17 protein-coding genes and 1 tRNA gene are annotated in these 19860 nt (G+C 60.0%); 10 read left to right on the top strand and 8 right to left on the bottom strand.

Going from position 1 to position 19860, the window contains the following annotated elements:
* Positions 1-105 precede the first annotated feature (105 nt).
* The 6 genes from GFC01_RS12385 to GFC01_RS12360 all read right to left on the bottom strand — a co-directional run bounded on the left by GFC01_RS12385 (position 106) and on the right by GFC01_RS12360 (position 8114).
* Positions 106-1863, bottom strand: a complete 1758-nt coding sequence (locus GFC01_RS12385) for a YcdB/YcdC domain-containing protein (protein WP_152947438.1) — start codon at positions 1861-1863, stop codon at positions 106-108.
* A 116-nt stretch (positions 1864-1979) separates the two neighbouring features.
* Positions 1980-2846 (bottom strand): ABC transporter permease, encoded by an 867-nt coding sequence (locus GFC01_RS12380; protein ID WP_152947437.1) that lies wholly within the window; start codon positions 2844-2846, stop codon positions 1980-1982.
* Complete coding sequence (locus tag GFC01_RS12375) at positions 2833-3774, bottom strand: ABC transporter ATP-binding protein (RefSeq protein ID WP_152947436.1); 942 nt, start codon at positions 3772-3774, stop codon at positions 2833-2835. The genes GFC01_RS12380 and GFC01_RS12375 overlap by 14 nt, the downstream gene beginning before the upstream one ends.
* Entirely contained in the window at positions 3774-6098 is a 2325-nt protein-coding gene (locus GFC01_RS12370) for a hypothetical protein (RefSeq protein WP_152947435.1), read from the bottom strand. Before GFC01_RS12370 ends, GFC01_RS12375 begins: the two co-directional genes overlap by 1 nt.
* Positions 6095-7576, bottom strand: coding sequence for a TolB family protein (locus GFC01_RS12365; RefSeq protein WP_152947434.1), 1482 nt, complete (start codon positions 7574-7576; stop codon positions 6095-6097). Before GFC01_RS12365 ends, GFC01_RS12370 begins: the two co-directional genes overlap by 4 nt.
* On the bottom strand, positions 7563-8114 hold the full coding sequence (locus GFC01_RS12360) for an RNA polymerase sigma factor (protein WP_152947433.1): 552 nt from the start codon (positions 8112-8114) through the stop codon (positions 7563-7565). The genes GFC01_RS12365 and GFC01_RS12360 overlap by 14 nt, the downstream gene beginning before the upstream one ends.
* Positions 8115-8677: 563 nt before the next feature.
* On the opposite strand from GFC01_RS12360, the gene tadA reads away from it, so the two are divergent.
* Both tadA and GFC01_RS12350 read left to right on the top strand, forming a co-directional pair.
* Positions 8678-9148: a tRNA adenosine(34) deaminase TadA gene (tadA, locus tag GFC01_RS12355; RefSeq protein ID WP_152947432.1), complete on the top strand. Its 471-nt coding sequence runs from the start codon at positions 8678-8680 to the stop codon at positions 9146-9148.
* 13 nt (positions 9149-9161) lie between these two features.
* Positions 9162-9255, top strand: a tRNA-Ser gene (locus GFC01_RS12350).
* 83 nt (positions 9256-9338) lie between these two features.
* Here the strand turns inward: GFC01_RS12350 and GFC01_RS12345 are convergent.
* Together GFC01_RS12345 and GFC01_RS12340 are read right to left on the bottom strand one after the other, a co-directional pair.
* Positions 9339-9638, bottom strand: coding sequence for a hypothetical protein (locus tag GFC01_RS12345; protein WP_152947431.1), 300 nt, complete (start codon positions 9636-9638; stop codon positions 9339-9341).
* Positions 9639-9682: 44 nt separating this feature from the next.
* Entirely contained in the window at positions 9683-10585 is a 903-nt protein-coding gene (locus GFC01_RS12340; RefSeq protein ID WP_152947430.1) for an SDR family oxidoreductase, read from the bottom strand.
* A 936-nt stretch (positions 10586-11521) separates the two neighbouring features.
* Between GFC01_RS12340 and GFC01_RS12335 the strand changes: the two genes are divergently transcribed.
* The 8 genes from GFC01_RS12335 to GFC01_RS12300 all read left to right on the top strand — a co-directional run bounded on the left by GFC01_RS12335 (position 11522) and on the right by GFC01_RS12300 (position 19777).
* Positions 11522-12622, top strand: coding sequence for an HD-GYP domain-containing protein (locus tag GFC01_RS12335; RefSeq protein WP_194174936.1), 1101 nt, complete (start codon positions 11522-11524; stop codon positions 12620-12622).
* Between the two features lie 196 nt (positions 12623-12818).
* Positions 12819-13478 (top strand): RNA polymerase sigma factor SigX, encoded by a 660-nt coding sequence (locus GFC01_RS12330; RefSeq protein ID WP_243137549.1) that lies wholly within the window; start codon positions 12819-12821, stop codon positions 13476-13478.
* A complete protein-coding gene (locus tag GFC01_RS12325) occupies positions 13441-14565 on the top strand; it encodes an anti-sigma factor family protein (RefSeq protein ID WP_152947428.1) in 1125 nt (374 codons plus the stop codon). The genes GFC01_RS12330 and GFC01_RS12325 overlap by 38 nt, the downstream gene beginning before the upstream one ends.
* Positions 14566-15483: an ABC transporter ATP-binding protein gene (locus tag GFC01_RS12320; RefSeq protein ID WP_152947427.1), complete on the top strand. Its 918-nt coding sequence runs from the start codon at positions 14566-14568 to the stop codon at positions 15481-15483.
* Entirely contained in the window at positions 15474-16340 is an 867-nt protein-coding gene (locus GFC01_RS12315; RefSeq protein ID WP_152947426.1) for an ABC transporter permease, read from the top strand. Before GFC01_RS12320 ends, GFC01_RS12315 begins: the two co-directional genes overlap by 10 nt.
* A 62-nt stretch (positions 16341-16402) precedes the next feature.
* Complete coding sequence (locus tag GFC01_RS12310; protein WP_194174935.1) at positions 16403-17497, top strand: iron-containing alcohol dehydrogenase family protein; 1095 nt, start codon at positions 16403-16405, stop codon at positions 17495-17497.
* A gap of 56 nt (positions 17498-17553) precedes the next feature.
* The gene (gene hisC, locus GFC01_RS12305) at positions 17554-18669 is read left to right on the top strand and encodes a histidinol-phosphate transaminase (RefSeq protein ID WP_152947424.1); all 1116 of its coding nucleotides are present in this window, start codon (positions 17554-17556) and stop codon (positions 18667-18669) included.
* A gap of 88 nt (positions 18670-18757) precedes the next feature.
* Positions 18758-19777, top strand: coding sequence for an aliphatic sulfonate ABC transporter substrate-binding protein (locus GFC01_RS12300; protein ID WP_207707619.1), 1020 nt, complete (start codon positions 18758-18760; stop codon positions 19775-19777).
* The last annotated feature ends 83 nt before the right edge of the window (positions 19778-19860 follow it).

Genomic DNA, 19860 nt, shown 5'->3' with positions numbered 1-19860 from the left:
TACGGTCTCCTGCGCCGGAACGGTTCAGTTATTGAGCGGCCAGGTGATATACAGGTAATGTAAGGGTCCTTTCTGCCGGCCCGTGTTGTTACCCGATAATTAGCGTTACTTGTTCTCCGGCTGCACTGTTTTCCCGGTAAAGGCATCCACATAAAAATCGGGCCCGGGAACCGGGATATAGACCAGGTAAGGGGAGGGGGCTTTCTGGTCAAAATACTCGGGCCAGATGTAAGCCAGCTTCAGGGGATGCTGTTTTAAAAATTCGGCTTTGGCCGTTTCGGCCGGCACCACGTTCCGGTTGTCCGGCAGGGGAACGGGCGCACCGCTTATGCCGTTGTGAAAACCAACGATCTTCCCGCTCAGGGCGTCTACCTGCACCGAGCAGGCCCGGTCCATAATCGGCACGCCCTGGTGGATCTGGTTAAAGGTAAACGAGATTACCGGTAGGGGGCGTTCCTGATCTTTCAGCTTGCTCCTGTCCACCCAGGAGGGGATCATTTCTTCTTCCGGGTACGCCTGCATCTCCAGCTCTGCCGTCCCTGCTGGCAGGTATTTTTGCAGGAACTGCACCGCCGTGTCCCGGGCGGTTTCCCGGGAAACAGTAGCTTTCTGGCCGCGTCCGGATTCGTCCTGGAGGTTATAGCCTATAACCTCTCCGGTGCTGGCATTGGTGAACAGGTGCACATAACGCATCAGGCGGTAATCAGGTTTGCCGTCCGCCCCCTTTTGAGGTAGGGTGCTCCAGGTATAGCTTTTCTGTTTGCTCTCCCCATCATGAAAAGGTTGCATATCGCTGGCTCCGTGAAACTCCATGCCCGTCAGGTCAAGGCCAAATGTTTCTGTCAGCAGCCTGGCGGCTTCCTCCGGTGTCCTGGCGATCAATTGTCGGCCCTCACCCTGCAGGGTGATGCACTGGGATTGGGAAAATGGGGGCATAAATTCGGCCAGGGGTTTTCCCGTCAGGGCATCGATGGGGGCCAGGGATGCAGGCGCATACACCAGTGCCGGCCCGGTTTCGCCCTTGTCCGGTTTAAACAGACCATAAAAAGGTTGATGTTCAAGATAAAAAAGTTTCATTTCCAGCATCCCGGCAAAGGTCTTTTCCGCTTCTTCCCGGGTTACGGCCCGGGAGGGATCGGGGAATTTGGCCGGGTCAATCCCGTTTTCCTTATCCCGGTAAAAGCTGGTGACGTGACCGAAAACATCCACCCCCACCCTGAAGCCGCTGTTCATCAGGGGAACTCCGTTGACCAGCCGGTAGTAGGGTACGTTGGCTTCCGCCCAGTAGATTTTATTGCCTTTTTCATCGGCGCTGCCTCCACCGCCAAAACCCATATCGTCACCCTGCTCGTAGTCCTTTATTTTGTCCCCCAGGATCTGCCGGGCAAAGGCCAACGCCTTTTCCCTGGCCAGGGCGGGGGAGGGGACCTTTTCCGAGGCCCAGGCCGGGTTATGGAAGTTGTAATGGATCAACTCTCCCGTTGCAGAGTCAAAGGTGAGGTGGGCGCTTACCCGGTTAATGCCCGCTTCCCTGTCCGGCGCCCGGTCGCTGAGCATCACCGACCAGGATTTGTCGCCCTCATTCCCGGCATACTGCACAGTGAGCTCCTGCAGTTCCGGTACGGCCTGATAGATCTTTTCCAGGGCCTGTTTTTGCTCTGCACTGAGCTCAGGTTTGGGTGCCTGCGGCATACCCTGTTTTGCCTCTGGCAATGCTTCCATTTTAACTGCTTCCATTTGAACTGCACCTCCGCCGCCCGTTACTTGAACGGTGGCCGCCGGTTTTTCCGCCGCCCAGACCGGGGACGCCAGCAGCAAACCGGCCGCCAGCACGGCGGCGGCCACACCCCGTGCTTTGTTCAACTGCATCTCCTCCTTTATGGGTAAAATTTTTCGTTCAGTATATATGGACTGATTGGGAAGGGGAATGTAACGGGTAAATTTATGAGCCGGCCGGTTTTTTCTTTGGCCGCTGATACTTAAACATCCATGGTGATTCGCCGCCTTTTCCCCCCGGGCAAAAGCAGGCGGGCGCTCCAGTGCAGGAGCAGCAGGCCGGCGGCCAGGTAGACCAGGGTGTAAACGGCCCAGCCGGGCAGGCCGAAATTTACCCCCGTGGGAATCCCATTTTCACCCAGGATCTGCATTAAAACAAAAACGGGGTTGATGTCCTGTAAAAATTCCACCACCCAGGCCAGAAAGGCCGGGTGCCAGGTTTCCGGGCTTATGCCTCCCCGGGCCTGCAGCCGGTTCATTTCATGCAGAAACACCGCCAGGAAACCGGTGCCCGCCGCCAGGGCGAAGGCCAGGCCGTAGGCCGTGACGGTGCTCACGCCCGTTCTTTTAAAGAAAGAAGAGCAGGCCACGCCTATGCAGCCGAAGAGAAAGACGGTCACCAGGTAGAAGCCGAAAACCCCCAGCACCTGTGCCGGGGCGATGCCGCCGTACATAAAAACGATGCTGTACAGGGGCAAAGTGGCCGCCACCAGCAGCACCACAAAGGCGCAGGCGGAAACCAGCTTGCTCCAGATGATCTGCCGGGGGGTGAGCCGGGTGGTCAGCAGTACATTCAAGGTCTGCCGCTCCCGTTCCCCGCTGATGACGCCGGCGGTGAGGCCCGGCACCACGAAGCCCAGCAGGACCAGCTGGGTGACGCTGAGCATGATGAACAGGCTGCGGCTGCGGTCGGGCTGGAAAATGCCCGGGGAGCCCCGCCAGCTAAGGTACATGAACCCCAGGACGAAGGCGCCGATGACCAGCAGGTAAAGGGCCAGCAGCCACGCCGTTTTCCCGGTGCGGAACCGCTGGCGCAGCTCTTTGAGCAAAACCGGGTTAATTTCCGCCATGATCTTCAACCCCCTCAGCGGTGACGGCCATAAAGGCCTCCTCCAGATTGCGCCGTACTTCGGTGAATTCCACCACAGGCCAGCCGCCGCTGACCATGGCCTGTAAGAGGGCGGCCTGTTCCGTCCGGCTTCCGTCGAAAAGGAACCGGACCTCCTGTCCGTCCGCCAGGGTTTCACTTACCCCGGGCCGGGTGGCCAGAAAGCCCGCCAGTTCCTCCGCCCGGTCCAGCACCGCCACCCGCATTGGCCTGGCACCCCGGGAAACGGCGGTGATTTCCGCCACCGTGCCCGCGACCACCAGCCGGCCCTTTTCCATAATGGCCACCTGGTCGCAAATCTCCGCCAGTTCCGGCAGGATGTGGGAGCTGATCAATACCGTTTTACCCAGGTGTTTCAAATGCCGGATGATTTCCTTCATCTCCGCCCGGGCCCTGGGGTCCAGGCCCGAGGCCGGTTCGTCCAGGATCAGCACCCTGGGGTCGTGCACCAGGCAGCGGGCCAGGGACAGCCGCTGCTTCATCCCCCGGGAAAGGGAGTCCACGTATACGTCGGCCTTGTCCGGCAGGTTGACCAGTTCCAGGAGGGTCCTGGCCAGGCCGGGCCGCCGGTGGGCGGGGATGTGATGGGCGGCGGCAAAAAACTCCAGGTATTCCGTCGCCCGCAGGCCGTCGTAAACGCCAAAGAAATCGGGCATGTAACCAATTCTGCCGCGCACCTCTGCGGCGTCCCGGACCACGTCCAGGCCGTCCACCGTGGCCGTGCCCGCGTCTGGGAGCAGCAGGGTGGCCAGGATGCTCATGGCCGTGGTCTTGCCGGCGCCGTTGGGACCGATGAGCCCGTAAACCAGCCCCCGGCCGATTTCCAGGCTGAAATTGTCCAGCGCCCTGGTAGCCCCGAAATTTTTACATATCCCGTTAAACCGGATCATCAGGAAACCACCCCTTCCACCGCCAGGCCGGGCCATGCCGGGTAAGGCCCCCGGGATTCCCCGGACGTCTTAAGCCAGACCTGGTTATGGGATAGATACCGGGACAACTCCGCCGACCCGATCCTTTTGCCGCCGTCGGGCAGTTGTTCCCATCGCCCGTCCCGGTGGTTGTATATTTCCACCGGCAGGTTGAACTGCCCTTTAGCATATTGAATATCCAGGGCCGCGATCTGAAAATTCCTGCTGATCCCCGCGTCGTCTAGATCATAAACCAGGTTGACCTTTTGATCGTTGATTGCATTGTTTTCGGGTGAAGGACTCTGGCCGGGCATAAGGAAATCACCGGTGCGCGGTTTGAGCAACCCTGCCGGAAGATAAAACCGGCCGGCCGCATCCAGCGGGATGGTCTGCTTGACCAGCATCAGTCCGATGTCTCTGCCCCGGTTGGTCCGGCCTGCCGTGGTGAGAATGCCCGCCGGCCCGTCGTGCCAGCCGATGAACTGCACCCCGGTCAATCGTCTGAAATCACCGTTAACGATTTCATTCAACATCGATCGTTCCCGGAAGAAGGGATTGTCCGGCCGGATGTCCTGGCCCACACCCAGGGCATTTAATAACATCCGCGGGTCGGTGGGCGGACTAACTGCCGGCAGTTTTTCTGCCACATGCACCGTGCCCCTGGCCGGGATGGCGCCGACCGGGATCACCTGTCCCCCCAGGATCAGTTTGCAGTCCCGCAGGTCCAGGCTGGTTTTGTTGGTCAGATCCCCCTTGATGCTGTTTCCTTCCAGGCAGAGCCGCCCGGCAATGCTCCCCAGGTCATGCTTTAAGCCCAGGGCATACAGCTGCCGCAGGGAGTTGTAGGGGACATTGCCAAAATTGACTGTGGAGGTGTCTTTGTCCAGCTGCACCTGTACCCCTGTCCAGTTGCTTCTATATGCGCCGGGTCCGGTGAACATACCCGGGGCGGCCCGCACTGTGAGCTCACCGCCCCGGGTGGCCACCACACTGGCTCCGGCCCGCACTGCGGCCAGTTCCGGGGAAAGGATTTCCACCGAGGCCAGGGTCTGGGTCAGGTAACCCTGCTGGCGGCCAGCCGGGGCCAGCAGGTAAAAACAACCGGCGGCCACCAGCGCCCCTGCCGGCACCAGCGCCCAGGCCAGGTCCCGGCGGTCCGCCCGGCGCAGCAGGAAGTAAAGCAGCGGCCCGACGGCGGCAGTATACAATAGCCACAGCAGGACCAGCACCGGCACCGGCGGCCCGGCCAGCTGGGGTATGTAGGCGCTGGGGTCGATCAGGGGAGCGACGGACGGGCCGCCGATCAGGTAGGGGCCCTTTGGCGGCCGGTACTTCATTTCCGGATCTGACACCGCGACGGTGTTGCTTAACAGGGCGGACCACACATCCCGGGCTTCGCCGCCCAGGTCCCCCGGAGCAGCGCCGCAGTATAGCACTTCCCCCCGGCCCAGGGGCCGCCGGGCCAGCACGGGGACGCCGTTTTCCACGGCCAGGGCCTTGCCGGCCACCAGCCGGCCGGCTGCCACCTCCAGGGGCCCGCCGGAACGCAGGCCCTCCAGCTTGCCGCCCACCACCTGCCTGCCGCTGACCTGTACCGGGCTGACATCGGCAAAACTGCCCCCTTCACCGGCTCCCGCGCCGCCCAGCAGCACCAGCGAGCCGCCCAGGTACACCCATTCCTTCAGGGCTTTGACCTGTTCCCGGCTTAAACGGGACACGCCGGCCGGGCCGATCATGATAATGTCCGCCGCGCCCAGGAGCAGGCTGTCCCCGGGCAGTTCGCCGGGGGAGAGGTATTTCAATGTGGCCAGGGAGCCGGCTCCCCGGGAAAGCCAGTCCTGCAGGCCGCCCCCGGTCACATCTTCACCCAGGGCCAGGATCACCATACGGCCGTCGTCCACCGCCACCCCTTCCACCCGGGATTCGGCCAGTACCTGCCCGCCGGAAACCAGCCGCACCACCGGCTTCACGGAGGCCAGTTCCCCCGGGATCACCAGGCGGTACTGCCCGCCGGCACCCGCCGGCACGTCCACATCTGTGGCCACCCGGGCCAGATAGGGACGGCGCCTTTCCGGCCGTTCCTCGTCCTGCTCCACCGCAATGGTTCCCGCAAACCCCGGCCCGGGGTTGTCCACGGTTATTACCAGTTCCAGGTGCTGGTTTACCTTATACAGGCCGCCCAGGCCGGGGCGCACCTTCATTTCCACCGGGGCCGCGGCAAGGGAAGGCAGCGCCCCCGCCAGCAGGGCCGTGGCCAGGACGGCCAGAATAAAGACGTTGCTGAAAAACCGCATTTTCCCTCTCACTGCTTTTCACCCCGCCCGGTTGTTTTTTCCCGCAGTTCCACCTGCACCAGCGCCACCGTTCCTCCATCCCGGCGGGCCACCAGCAGGGTTTTGCCGTCGGGGCTGAAGTGTATGCTTTGATAATTGTTCAACTGGTCCAGGAGGAGCGTTCTGGGTTCCCGCACCCCTTCCATTTCCAGCTGTCGCAGCCAGTTCAATTCGGTTCCCCCCGGTGTGGTATCCGGGGCCAGGAGCAGCCGGTCGGTGGACAGGGTCTGGTTTTCTTTCTGTTTGGGGGGCCTTTCCCCCAGGAGTTCCGGGTTGATGGTCCTGATTTCCTCCTGGCGCTGGCGCACCGTGAACAGGGGCGAGCCGTCCCGGCTGTAGGTCAGCACCCGCTCGGTGGTTTTCGCCCGGATAAAGGCCAGATACCCCCGGGGACTCCAGGCCGGCTGCCGCCCACCGGTCAGCCGGCGGACATCCCCGCCGCCGGGAGTAACCAACCACAGTTCCGGTTCACCGGCAGGGCCGGCCCGCTCCACCGCCAGCCGGGATCCGTCCGGAGACCAGGCCGGATTCCTGCCGGGGCCCAGGGATACCGGCTCCTTACCCCCGGTCAAGAGGAAGATCTCTTCTTTCCCGCCGGGTTCCTCCAGGGAATAGGCCAGGGTTTTGCCGTCGGGCGACCAGGCCAGGCCGGCCGGGTTTTTCCCCTTATCCACCTTTAAAAGTACGGCGGCACCGGCCAGGGCCCTTTCCACCTGCGGGGCGGCCTCCGGCGCCAGGGGAACCGCCGGCATGGCCGCCCTGATAATCTCCGCCTCCCCGGTTTCATAACGCCGCACCAGCGCCAGCTGATCGCCGGAGGGGGTGAGGGCGGGCCAGGCATAGGACTGGCCCCCGGGGGGCTTTACTATGCCGGTCTGGTTGCCGTACTGGTCCAGCAGCAGCAGGGCGCTGCCCCTGACGGCCAGAAAGCCCCGCCCCCGGGGTGCGCAGGCAAATTCCAGGGGGCTGTCCTCCAGCCAGAAACGGCTGATTTCCCTGGTGGTTCCTGCCTCCAGGGTTTTGGGTGCCAGGGCGGACCACCACAACCAGCACCCGGCTGCCAGGAGCAGTACCGCCGGGAACAGCCAGAAATATTTCGGCCACCGGCCCTTTCCGGCGGGTTGGGCCGGAGATGGCGGCATCCCTTTCCCGGCGGAGGTGGCCCCGGGCTGCGGTGCTCCCTCCGGGGTGGAGGCGGCTCCAGGCCGTTGTGTCCCGCCGGTCCCTTCCGCCGCCTGCATTTGAAGCAGCCGCGCCCGCAACTCTTCCCGCAGCCGCGTGTTCACCGGCACGGCCTGGCGCACCCTGCGCATGTGGATTAATAGTTCGCCCAGGGAGCTATCCTCCGGGGGCGGATCCGTTTCCCCCCGGCCCGCCCCTTTATTGTGCCGGCTGTCCAGCGGGGTAATCTTGTCCGGATTATTGCCGTTGTGCGATTTATTGCCGCCCAATCCCCTCTACCTCCTCCCCTTCTTTTAAATAGGCGTTTCGCAGCGCCTGCAGCGCCCGGTGGTGGATCATGCGCACCGCCGCGGTGCTTTTCCCCAGCACCAGGGCAATCTGGCTGAACTTTAGCTCCCCGGCGTACCTTAAGGAAACCACGTCCCTTTGTTCCGGTGGCAACCGCCGCAGCATGTCTTTGAGCTGCCGCACCTCTTCGGAACGCAAAAACTCCTCCTCGGGACCGGACGGCGCCGCCCCCAGATGAGACATTTCCTCTTCCGTAAACACCCTTTCCCGGCGCCCCCGCAGGTAGTCCACATAGGCGTTATGGGCGATGCGAAAGAGCCACACCGCAAAAGGTGCCTCGCCCCGGTATTTAGGGAAATTTTCCAGTGCCTTTAAAAAGACCGCCGCGGTGAGGTCGTCGGCGTCCCAGGGATTGTCCATGCGGTAGCGCAAATAGCGGTTCACGGCGTCAAAGTGCCGGTCGTATAGTTCCGCAAAGGAAGCCCGGGCGCCCGGTTCATTTCCATCTCTTTTGTGCAATGGATAAGCACTCCCCCGGGATTTTCCGCGCAACCCCAGCCCGTTCCGGACCGGAGAAAGGGGGTTGGCGGATGTTCCCTATACTTTCTTTTCCAGGTGCCTGCGGCACACATTGCGGATGGGGAAAAGGGATTTTACAGATATCTCCCTTATCTTTCCCTGACTAATAGACGAACAAACTGTGGAAAAAGTAACAGCAAAGGGAGCCGGGGTGAATAAAAAAATTTTTTATTCATAGCTCGTTTCATGTTGCTGGTTTTAAACGCTGCAAGATCCGGTTCCTTTGCTTCGCCGGGTGCTGTTACCGGCGTGTGCTGCGTCGTTCGCATAGAAGCACGGCGCCTTTCTCGCCTGTGGTACGGTTTTATAAACGTTTACTGGCTTTAGCCAGATGCCTGTTTGATGTTTAGTTATAGCTTAATATTAATTCTGACAACCTTAAACCTGACGCTCCTAACTATTCCGAAACGGGCTTGCAAAGGATATATTGCAAAGGATATATAGAGTATGTTAAAATCATATATGCGGCATATGCCGGAGCCCGGGTGACGGGGAGGGTTTCTTTGACGGATCACCGGCAATACATGCGGGAGGCCCTGGCGGAAGCCCAAAAGGCCTATGATCTGGGGGAAGTGCCCATAGGCGCCGTGGTGGTCTTAAAGGGCGAAATCATCGGCCGGGGCCACAACCTGCGGGAAACCCTGGTGGACAGCACCGCCCACGCGGAAATCCTGGCCTTGAGGGAAGCGGCCGGGAAACTGGGCGACTGGCGTCTGGTGGGGGCCACCCTGTACAGCACCATTGAACCCTGTCCCATGTGCGCGGGCGCCCTGGTCCAGTTCCGGGTGCGGACCCTGGTTTACGGGGCGGCGGACCCCAAGGCCGGGGCGGTGGATTCCATCATGGACGTGGTCCGGGAACCCCGTTTCAACCACCAGGTGCAGGTTGTTTCCGGCGTCCTGGCGGAAGAATGCGCGGCGATTATCCAGCGTTTCTTCCGGGAGTTAAGACAAAGGGATAAACAGGGCGGTTAGTGCCGCCGTTCACGGAGAGATGGCCGAGGGGTTGAAGGCGCTCGACTCGAAATCGAGTAGGCGGGCAAAAACCTGCCTCGTGGGTTCGAATCCCACTCTCTCCGCCAGTTTTTTTACGAATAAAGGGATTCTCGCCATGGGGCGAAAAATCCCTTTCTTTTTTTTCCGGGTAATGATTCAGAGCTGCATTTTATTGATAGAGTTCAATTGCTGCTAACCACCCAAAAAAGATAAACGTTGGTGATACCAGGATGATGGCCAGCCAGATTTTCCGGCGGTGCACAACCACGGCTGCGGCCGGAAACGATATGGGCAGGAGTATACCTGTAAACCTGAAACGGGGTGTGCCCGCTAAGTATAGGGTTATTCCCAGTAAAAGGACGGCAGCCAGGACTAAATAAGCCGGACGTCGCCGGATAATACCGGCAGCGGCAAAAAACAACGAAGAAATGATGGCAGGCCATCCCATAAATATCTCGGCGATGGTCATAAGGTAACCCCCCCTGAAACAACTAATAACCTGCAACGGCACTTTCAACTTATATAACGGTGGGGGATTAATTCCGCCAGCCCCCGGGCCAGTGTCCGGGGCTGAAAACCGAAGTATTTCTCCACCGCATCCGGGTCGGTGGTGTTGTCCAATTCCATCTGCCTTAGCTCCACGGAAGTTACAGGTGGGTCGGGCAGCAGGCGCTCCATCACCGGCACCGCCAGGCGCATCAGGGGCAGGGGGACGGGCAGTTTGATCCGGCGCCGCCCCATAGCCGCCAGCCAGATGTCCAGCATCTGGCCGTAGGTGAGGTGCTCCGGCCCGCCCAGCTCAAATGTTTTTCCAGCGGTGTCCGGGTTGGCCAGGGCCAGCACCACGCAGCGGGCCAAATCATCTGCGGCCAGGGGTTGAAAACGGGAAGAGGCGGCCGGTACCGGGGCAAAGGGCGGGGGAAAGAGCTTTAAAGATTGGGCCATACGGTCGAAGAAGCCGAAGCCCCGGCCGTAGAGTACGGAAGGGCGGAAGATGGTCCAGGCCAGACGGCTGCTGCGCACGGCCTGTTCCCCCAGCCATTTGGAATAAACGTAGCGGTAGGCCGGATCCTCCCGGACACCCAGGGCGCTTAAGTGGATGAAACGCCGGCAGCCGGCCCTTTCGGCGGCGTCCACCACGTGGCGGGTTCCCTGTACGTTAATCCGGTCAAAAGTGGTGGCCCCTTTTTCCCGGATAACGGCCACCAGGTGGATGACCGTTTCCACACCCCGGCAGGCCTCAAGCAGGGATGGGGGGTCGGTCACGTTTGCCGGGACAAATTCCGGCCCGCCGCCCAGAGTCGAGCGGGCCCTTTGCCCGTCCCTGACCATACAGCGCACCCGGTAACCCGCTTCCAGGAGCGCAGGAACCATGTGCCGGCCCACCAGGCCGGTGGCGCCGGTGACCAGGATCATGGCCATCACCTCCCAAAATAATCGTTAGTTGCTGGTCGTTGGATTAAAGCAGGAATTCGATGGAGCTAATTCCAGATTAGCACGCCAGGTAATTGTTACCGGTACCGTGCCGGGAAATATTGCCGGTGACTAACACTACAGCGTAAATTCGTCCCCTGAAATTTTACGACCACCCGGTTTCTCAAGAGTATAAGCCCATTTGGGAGCAAAGGCAATTAAGCGACAAACCTGTGTTTTATAAGTTGCGTTCTTAAGTTTCGCTGTAGTACTAATCGTCCCAGGGGGAATCTGTTCCCTTATGTATGTAATACTACATCAGTTTTCCAGGATCAACAATAATGTTTTGACACGGCTCTTTTTGCAAGAAAAATTTTTTTGAAATGAACGGCGGCGTTTTTCCTTCCCGGGGGAAATGGTATAATGCTCCAGGGAAGTGAAATAGGTCGGGGTGGCATTACAGCAAATGTATCGGGCAAAGGAGAATTCCATAAAAACCGGGCCGATGGACAATGACCCCGGCTTTTCTTTTTGAACTGATGAAAAAGAAGGAAATGGCAGCGGCCTGTAGAAAACTGTGGTAATAAATACTTATCGTCCCGGGCTACAAGACGGGGGACCCGGGACACATATTCATGGGGCCGGGGTTATCTAAAATGAAAAGCCATTCGTTGGGGTTGCAGTAATATTGGTGCGTTTGGGTTAGTACTACAGCATAAATTCATCCCATGAACCTTAACAATTTCCAGGAGCAACAGCCTCTTTTACGGTGGCGGTGAGGGACGACATATTTGCATATTTATTTAAAGTTACGCTGTAGTATTAGAAGCCAACCAGTTATAGTTGCTGCTTCCACCGGGGCTATGCATGATGTGGTACGGGGATCGGTTTAAATTGCATGGCTTATTTTCAGTACGGCTTTGTCAGGAGGTAAGTGGAATGCGCAGAATATCGGTATATTCGTTAAAACCGGGCCATCTCGTTGCCCGGCCGGTTTACAACAGCAGCGGGCAGGTTTTGCTTCAGTGCGGAGCCAGGGTCTCCAAACGCTATATTGACCGGTTGCTGGAAATGGGCGTTTTTACGCTGTATATTGAGGATGATTTTTCCGCCGATATAAAGCCAGAAGACATCATTTCCGACGAATTACGCATGAGATCCAACCTGCTGATTAAAAATCTGTTTAGCCGGCAGAAGGCCGGACACGCCCGGGGACAGACGAGTGCGGAGATGGCCAGGATAACAGCTGTCGTCAACGACATTATCGATGAACTGCTGGCCAATCGTTCGACGATGATCAACCTCATGGACATCCGTGCCCACGACGATTATCTCTTCGGGCATTCGGTAAACGTTTGTGTGCTGGCGGTATTAACGGGTATTGCCCTGCATTTCAGCCGAACCAAACTGTTTCACCTGGCCATGGGATCATTGCTTCACGACATCGGCATTACCAGACTGGACCGGGGAATTGGGGGCCGGAAAAGGGAATTGACGGCAGAGGAGCGGCGGCAATTTGAAATGCATCCTTTGTACGGTTATGAAATTTTATCCCGGGACCTGCATACCGGCAAACTGTGCGCCATTATCGCCCTGCAGCATCATGAGCGCTATTCCGGACATGGTTACCCCAAAGGGCTGCAACAGGATGAGATACATGAGATGGCTGCCATTACAGGCCTGGCCGACATGTACGATGAGCTGACCTCGGCAGTGATACAGCAACGGGTTCTCCCGCCAAACGAAGTCTACGAAATGATATCCGGAGCGGGGGATAGTCTTTTTGCTTTTAACCTTGTTAAGGCTTTCCTCACCAATATTACACCCTATCCCGTCGGCACGCTGGTGAAACTGAATACCGGTGAAACGGCGATAGTGATCGAAAACAATAAAGGTCTGCCCCTTTACCCCAAAATCCGTGTGCTTTGCCATGAAGACGGAAGGCTGCTGAAAGAGCCGGTGGAATTATGGCTACCCGAGGACAGGACGAAAACCATTGTCGCCGTTGTGGAAAACTTGCCGGGTCAAGAAGCGGGGTAGCCGGCAAAAATCCCGGCTGCCTGATTTATTTGGATTGGCGTATTGTTTGCCCTGAGGCGGGAGGAGATCAGGCTACGGCCCTGTTTGTTTTTTTGTTGATCGCTCTGCAGTTGATGTTTATCCCCACCGCCCGGTATGCTTTTACCATTATCCCTCTGCTGACGATCCTGGCCGCTTATGTTCTGGATTTTTTCTTTTGGCAGAAGGAAAGCGGCTGCCGGGGAGGCTATCCGGTAAATTAATCCGGTTGCCGTCCTGTTACAAAATAGATGCCGTCGGTGTCATATATATAGCAGGGGTTGCAAGGGAGGGATGGCCCATCACACCGGCGGAATTCGAAGCCCTGTTTCAAAGCTACTATCCCCTGGTTTACCGGCGGCTCCATTATCTCCTGGGGGAACGGACGGCAGCCGAGGATTTGACCCAGGAAACTTTCCTGAAGCTTTACCGCCAGCCGCCCCGGGATAAAGAAAATCCCGGGGGGTGGCTGCTCCGGGTGGCCGCCAACCTGGCCTACAATTTTTTGCGCGGCGAAGAGCGGCGCCGCCGCCGCGAGGAGAACCAGGTCCGGGAGGCAACCGGCGTCGTTCCCCTGGAGGAAATAATCATTCGCAACCAGGAAGCCCGGCAGGTGCACCACTGCCTGGATCAATTACCACCCCGGGATCGGCTGTGCCTGCTGTTAAAAAATGTGGGCTACAGCTACGCCGAGATTGCCGCGGTACTGCAGGTGGATAGAAATGCGGTGGGAGCCATCCTGTCCCGGGCGCGGCGGCGCTTTGCCGCCCTGTACAGCCAGTATGAAGGGAGGGACGACCATGTGTCCGGAAGAGGGCGTTCTACAGGCGTATCTTGACGGCGAACTGGATGGGGACTCATGCGCCCGGGTGGCCGGCCACCTGGCCCGGTGTTCCGCCTGCCGGCAGCGGGTACATGACCTGGAGAAACTGGCCGGCAGGGTAAACGTTGTCCTGCGGGCCTACCGGAGGGGGACGGAGGAATCCGAACGTCCCGTGCGGGTGCCCCGGCCCGGGTCCGTGGTTTCCCGTTATCAACCCCTGACTAAGAAAAGGGGGATCGGTAATATGATCCGGCAGCACAAGTGGTTTTCCGGCCTGGTCGCGGCCGTCCTGGCCCTGGCCCTGTTCCTGAGCTGGGCCCCCGGCCGCAGTCTGGCCACCCAGTTCCTCAACGTCTTTCGCATGGAAAAGATTCAGGTGATCAGGATTGCCCCCGAGGATATGGCCCAGCTGGAGAAAGCGTTTAACGGCCGGGGGGGCGAAGTGGACATCCAGAACTTTGGCCGGGTGGAAGTCCAGCAGCCGGCGCAAAGGCAGATTGAGGCGGCTCCGGACCAGGTACGGGCCTTAAGCGGTCTGCCCCTGGACCTGCCTGCCACCCTGGCCGGGCGGGTCAGGGCAAAGGTCCTGGTGAGCGGAGCGCCCACGGTGACCATCACCCCTGATGTGGAGAAGTTGAACAGTTACCTCGAAAAGCACGGCGGCGTCCTTTTGCCCGCCGATCTGGCCGGCAAAACCTTTACCATGAAAGTGCCGCCTGTGGTGGACGCCCTGTACCAGGGGAAGAACGGCTCCTTTCACCTGTACGCCTCCAGGGATCTGACCATTGAAGCTCCCCAGGGCGTGGATGTGCTGGCCCTGCGCCGGGCCATGCTGGGCCTGCCCTTCCTGCCCGACAACCTGCGCCGGCAGCTGGCGGCCATTGACGACTGGCAGCATACCCTGCCCATTCCGGAAAGCAGGGGGATGACGGCGCGGGAAATTATGGTAAACGGCCATGCGGGGGTCTATTTCAGCCACGCAGGGAATAACGGCAAGGCCGGGCAGGATGTTTTGCTGGCCTGGCGCCAGGATAACAGCTGGCGGGCCATCGGCGGCCTGCCCCTGGAAGAAGCCCTGCGCATAGCCGCGGAGGTTAAATAAATGGGTATAATCGAAGCCCGGAACCTGACGAAAGTATACGGCCGCCAGGTGGCCTGCCGGGAGATCTGCCTTTCCGTGGAGGAAGGGCAGATCTTCGGCCTTTTAGGACCCAACGGCGCCGGTAAAAGCACTCTGGTGAAAATGCTGCTGGGGCTGGTTCACCCCACATCCGGGGAGGCCCGGGTGGCCGGTCGTTCGTCCCTGGATCCCCGCAGCCGCCGGGAGGTGGGATTCCTGCCGGAAAACTTCCGCTTCCACGGCTGGTTGAAGGGACAGGAGCTTTTGATTTTTCACGCCCGGCTGGCCGGCCTGGGGGTGGAGGATGCCTGGCGGCGGGCCGACGAGGTCCTGGAACTGGTGGGCCTGGCCGGAGATGGGAGAAAACTGGTGGCCAATTACAGCAAGGGTATGCAGCAGCGCCTGGGCCTGGCTGCCGCCCTGGTGGGCGATCCCCGGGTGGTTTTCCTGGACGAGCCCACCTCGGCCCTGGATCCCCTGGGGCGGCGCCGGGTGCGGGAAATTCTGCTGATGTTGAAACGGGCCGGCAAGACCATCTTTTTAAACAGCCACCTTTTAAGTGAAGTGGAACAGGTTTGCGACCGGGTGGCCATTATCAACCGGGGCGCCGTGGTGGCCGAGGGCAGGCTTACGGATTTGCTGGCCGGCCCGCGGGAAGTGAGTGTGACACTGACCGGCCTGGAAAGGGAGTTGCTGGAGGAGTTGCAGCAGCGTTTTTCCATACTGGAACTAAAAGGGGACCATCTGCGGGTGGCCGTGGGCGACCGGGAAGAAATTCCGACCCTGGTGGCCCGCCTGGTGGCCGGAGGCTGCCGCATATATGAGTTGACGCCCCATCATAATTCCCTGGAAGAAATCTTTGTCAACCTGGTACGGGAGGGGGAGCAGACATGTGGTTGATGGCCGCCTTTACCTTCCGGGAAGCCTGGCGTAAAAAAGTGGTTCTTCTCGCCGGGGGTCTGACCCTGGCCTATCTGGTGCTGTATGGTACCGGCCTGCACTTTGTCGGCAGTAAAATTAACGGGAATCCGGCCGGGCCGCAGAACATTTTCCAGCAGATGGAGTATGTTCTCCTTTTTGTCATGGGGGTATACCTGGCCAGCTTCCTGGTGGCCGGCCTGGCCATCCTGGCTGCGGTGGGCAGTGTTTCCGGCGAGATTGAAAACGGCACCCTGCACGCCCTGGCGGTACGGCCATTATCCCGGCGGGCGCTGCTCCTGGGCAAGTTTGCCGGCCAGGGAGCCATGCTGGTGGTTTACGCCGCCCTTTTTTTCTTAGCCCTGGCCGGTCTGGTCCGCTGGCAGCTGGGGCTGGCCATCCCCACTTTGCTGCCGGCCCTGGGTTTGTTCATTCTGGAGCCCCTGGTCCTCCTGGCCGTGACCATGCTGGGATCGGTAGTGTTTTCCACCATGGGCAACGGCGTCCTGGCCTTCGCCCTCTATGCCCTGGCCGTGGTGGGGGGCATGATGGAGCAGATCGGCGCTGTGATCGGCAATACATCTGCCGTTTACACGGGTATAATTACCAGCCTCATCCTGCCGGCGGATGCCATCTACCGGCGGCTGGTGGATGGGGTGGTAAAGGGACTGGCTGCCGGCGGTCCGGCCGGCGGGCAGGGTCCGGTCAACCCCCAGATGATGTTGGGCCCTTTTGGAACCTATTCCACCCCCAGCGACTGGATGCTGGTGTACACCGGAGCGTATGTGCTTTTATTGCTGGGGGCGGCCACGTACGCCTTTAGCCGGCGGGATATTTAAGAAGTGCCTGTTGAAGGATTTTGTCACAAAATGGCGAAAGATCTGTGGCGGTGGTGATGGTAATGCAACGCTGCATAGCTCCCGCAAAATATGTCCGGGAAGAAAACGGGCTGGAGTTGATTGATCAACTGCTGCCCCGTCCGGTGTGCCGGGTGGCTTTGGCCGGCGGGGAAACGGCTCTGCAGGTGGCCGGGGGAAGATTAAGAAATGCACTGGAAAAGAGCGGCCGGGAAGTGGCCGGCGTCTTCTGGTACGGTGGGGAATGCTGCCCCGCCAACATAGAAAAGCTGGCCGCCGCCGTCCGGCAGTCCGGGGCGCAGATGCTCATCGGCGTGGGCGGCGGCCGGGCGCTGGACACGGCCAAGGCGGCCGCCTTTCTGGCCGGGGTGCCGGTGGTGACGGTGCCCACCATTGCCGCCACCTGTGCCGCCTTTACCGGCATTTCCATCGTCTATAACGAGCAGGGTGTTTTTCAGGAAATTTCCCGGCGGGCACGGGTGCCGGAACTGGTGCTGGTGGATCTGGCCACCATCGCCCGGGCGCCGGTGGCCTTTTTACTAGCCGGCATCGGGGATACCCTGGCCAAGTGGTACGAGTTGGAGGCGGCGTCCCGGAAAAAACCCGGCGCGGCGGCCACCAGAAGCGCTCTGCAGCTGGCGGGGGTGGTCCGGGAAATATTGATGCAGCATGGGGAAGCGGCCCTGGCGGCGGTCGGCCGCCAGGAAATAAACCAGTCCCTGGCGGAAGTGGTGGACGCCGTGATTATGATCAGCGGTCTGGTCAGCGGACTGGGGGGCGATGAATGCCGCTCCGCCGGCGCCCACGCCGTTTATTCCGGCCTGACCGGCCTGCCGGCCACCCACGGCCGTTATCATGGGGAAATCGTGGCCTTCGGCATCCTGGTGCAGTTGATGCTGGATAACCGGGTGGAGGAAGCAGGGCGATTAATTGGTTATTACCGGCGCATCGGCCTGCCCGTCACCCTGGCCGACCTGGGACTGGTCTCTTTAGAGCCGCATGAAATGGATACCGTTATAACCGGGACGCTGGCCACGGAGGATATCCGGAATATGCCCTTTACCGTGAGCGCTGAGATGCTGCGGGAGGCTCTGCTGGCCGCCGATGTCCTGGGACGCGGCGGCGGGAGTGGTATGTAGACCTTTAAGGAAGAACCCCGGGGCGATGCTCCTGCCCGGAAAGGAGTTTACGGTAGATGAAAAGGCAATTACCGGCCGCCGGCCGGACCGCTGATTTACACCCTTTTCCCATGGAACTGCCCGATCTGCCGGTGGAGGAACTGCGGGTGCGTTTGGGACGGGAGCGGGTGTACAAGCTGTCCTTCAACGAAAATCCCTACGGCCCCTCCCCGGCGGTGGCCAGGGCACTGCAGGAGGCGGCCGCCACCTTTCACCTTTATCCCGACGCCTACGGCCGCGCTCTGTGTGCCCAAATGGCCGCCTTTTACGGGTTGTCCCCGGAACAGTTCCTGCTGGGCAATGGAGCCGACGAGGTGATCAACCTGGTGGCCATGGCTTTCCTGGACCCCGGCGACCGGGTGTTGATTCCCTCCCCCACCTTTGGCGCCTACGGGGCCGCCGCCCGCCTGGCCGGCGCCGTGCCGGTGACCGTGCCTTTAAAGGACTACCGGATTGATCTGGATTTGGTGGCCGCCGCAGTCACGGCCGGAACAAAAATGATTTTTCTCTGCAATCCCAACAACCCCACCGGCACGGCCTTCCCCGCCGCCGCACTGGCGTCCTTTTTAAACCGCCTGCCGGAGGGGGTGCTGGTGGTGGTGGATGAAGCCTATAACGAATATACCGACGATCCGGCATCCTACACCGCCCTTTCCCTCCTGGATGCCCATCCCCATTTGCTGGTCATCCGCACCTTTTCCAAGATCTACGGCCTGGCGGCCGCCCGGGTGGGTTACCTGATGGGGTCGGCGGAGCTGATCCGCCAGGTGCACCGGGTGCGTCCCCCCTTTAACGTGGGCGCCCCGGGACAGGTGGCCGCCCTGGCCGCCTTTGGCGACCGGGTATACGTGGACCGCATGCGGGAGCAAAACAGCCGGCAGCGCCGCTGGTTGACGGAAAAACTAACCGCCCTGGGGTGGCGGGTGGTGCCCGGCCAGGCCAATTTTTTGCTAGTGGATACGGGCCGGGACGGCCGGGAGGCCTTTACCCGCCTGGCGGAACAGGGCATCATCGTGCGCCCCTGCCACGGTTTTCAATTGCCCACCTGCCTGCGCATCACCATCGGCCGGCCCGAGGAAAACGCCGCCCTGGTGCAGGCACTGGAGGGGGAAAATACCAGGGGGAGCGGGTAAAGAAATAACTTCCGGCCAACAGGAAAAAGTTCTTCTTTGTCGAACAGTTTATTGCATTAAAATTTTAAATGTATAGGGGGAAGAAGTAGTGGGTAAAGCGGGCAAGGTGCTGGCCGCCCTGGCCGTACTGTTGCTGGTTCTTGTGGCGTCCGGCTGTGGAGGCCAGAAGACCGCCGGCTCCGGTCAGCAGCAGGCGGCGGGAACGGATCAGAAGCAAAAGCTGGACAAGGTGCGCATTACCCTGACCACCTGGGCGGGGTACGGTCCGTTGTTCCTGGCCCGGGACAAGGGCTTTTTCAAAGAGGAAGGCCTGGAGGACGTGGAGATTACCGTCATCGGCGGCCTGGCCGAGCGCAAGGCGGCTTTAAAGGGTAACCAGGTGGACGGCATGGCCACCACCCTGGATATCGAGACCACCCTGGAAGCGGAGGGCGTGCCCATGAAAATCATCTGGGCGCTGGACGACTCCTACGGCGGGGACGGCATTGTGGCCAAAAAGGACATCAAATCCGTAGCCGACCTGAAGGGCAAAACGGTGGCCCTGGACGTGGGCACCACCAGCCATTTCTTCTTGCTGAACTGTCTGGAAAAGGCCGGCTTGAGCGATAAGGATATCGTCATCAGCCAGGCGGCCGACGCCGGGCAGGCCGGGCAGGCCTTTGTGGCCGGCCGGGTGGATGCGGCGGTGACCTGGGAACCCTGGCTTTCCCGGGGGGTGAAAGAGGGTAACGGCAACCTGATCATCAATTCCAAAGAAACACCCGGGCTGATCGTGGATGCGGTGGCCTTCCGGAAGGATTTTGCCGACAGCCATCCCAGGGAAATGCAGGCCGTAGTCAACGGTCTGGCCAAAGCCATGCAGTATTTTGCCGAAAATAAGGAAGACGCCATCAAAATCATGGCCAGGGGTCTGGATATGAAACCGGAGGGTTTCCTGGACGGCATACGCCTGTATAACCTGGAAGACAACCGGCAGTTCTACCAGGGCGACATGCTCAAAACACTGCAGAAAGCCGCCGACTTCTATTACGACAAAAAGGTGATCAATACCAAACCCGATGTGAGCAAAATGATCGACGGCAGCTATCTGGCGAAGGTGCCGCAGTAAAGATAAAAAGGAGAGGCGAATATAGGAATTGACGTTTGTGAAATGTTTATCGCTCTATCAGGCGACGCCCCGCCCTGTCTCTT

This window comes from Desulfofundulus thermobenzoicus (assembly GCF_009428905.1).
Taxonomy (GTDB): Bacteria; Bacillota; Desulfotomaculia; order Desulfotomaculales; family Desulfovirgulaceae; genus Desulfofundulus_A; species Desulfofundulus_A thermobenzoicus.
Note: the sequence above shows the minus strand (reverse complement) of the source record. Positions and strands in the feature narration are given on the sequence as shown.

Excerpts from the sequence above, each read along its gene's own strand:
- GFC01_RS12380 (WP_152947437.1), bottom strand. The coding sequence starts at position 2,846 with ATGGCGGAAATTAACCCGGTTTTGCTCAAAGAGCTGCGCCAGCGGTTC.
- GFC01_RS12375 (WP_152947436.1), bottom strand. The coding sequence starts at position 3,774 with ATGATCCGGTTTAACGGGATATGTAAAAATTTCGGGGCTACCAGGGCG.
- GFC01_RS12345 (WP_152947431.1), bottom strand. The coding sequence starts at position 9,638 with ATGACCATCGCCGAGATATTTATGGGATGGCCTGCCATCATTTCTTCG.
- GFC01_RS12340 (WP_152947430.1), bottom strand. The coding sequence starts at position 10,585 with ATGATCCTGGTCACCGGCGCCACCGGCCTGGTGGGCCGGCACATGGTT.
- GFC01_RS12335 (WP_194174936.1), top strand. The coding sequence starts at position 11,522 with ATGCGCAGAATATCGGTATATTCGTTAAAACCGGGCCATCTCGTTGCC.
- GFC01_RS12325 (WP_152947428.1), top strand. The coding sequence starts at position 13,441 with ATGTGTCCGGAAGAGGGCGTTCTACAGGCGTATCTTGACGGCGAACTG.
- GFC01_RS12320 (WP_152947427.1), top strand. The coding sequence starts at position 14,566 with ATGGGTATAATCGAAGCCCGGAACCTGACGAAAGTATACGGCCGCCAG.
- GFC01_RS12315 (WP_152947426.1), top strand. The coding sequence starts at position 15,474 with ATGTGGTTGATGGCCGCCTTTACCTTCCGGGAAGCCTGGCGTAAAAAA.
- GFC01_RS12310 (WP_194174935.1), top strand. The coding sequence starts at position 16,403 with ATGCAACGCTGCATAGCTCCCGCAAAATATGTCCGGGAAGAAAACGGG.
- hisC (WP_152947424.1), top strand. The coding sequence starts at position 17,554 with ATGAAAAGGCAATTACCGGCCGCCGGCCGGACCGCTGATTTACACCCT.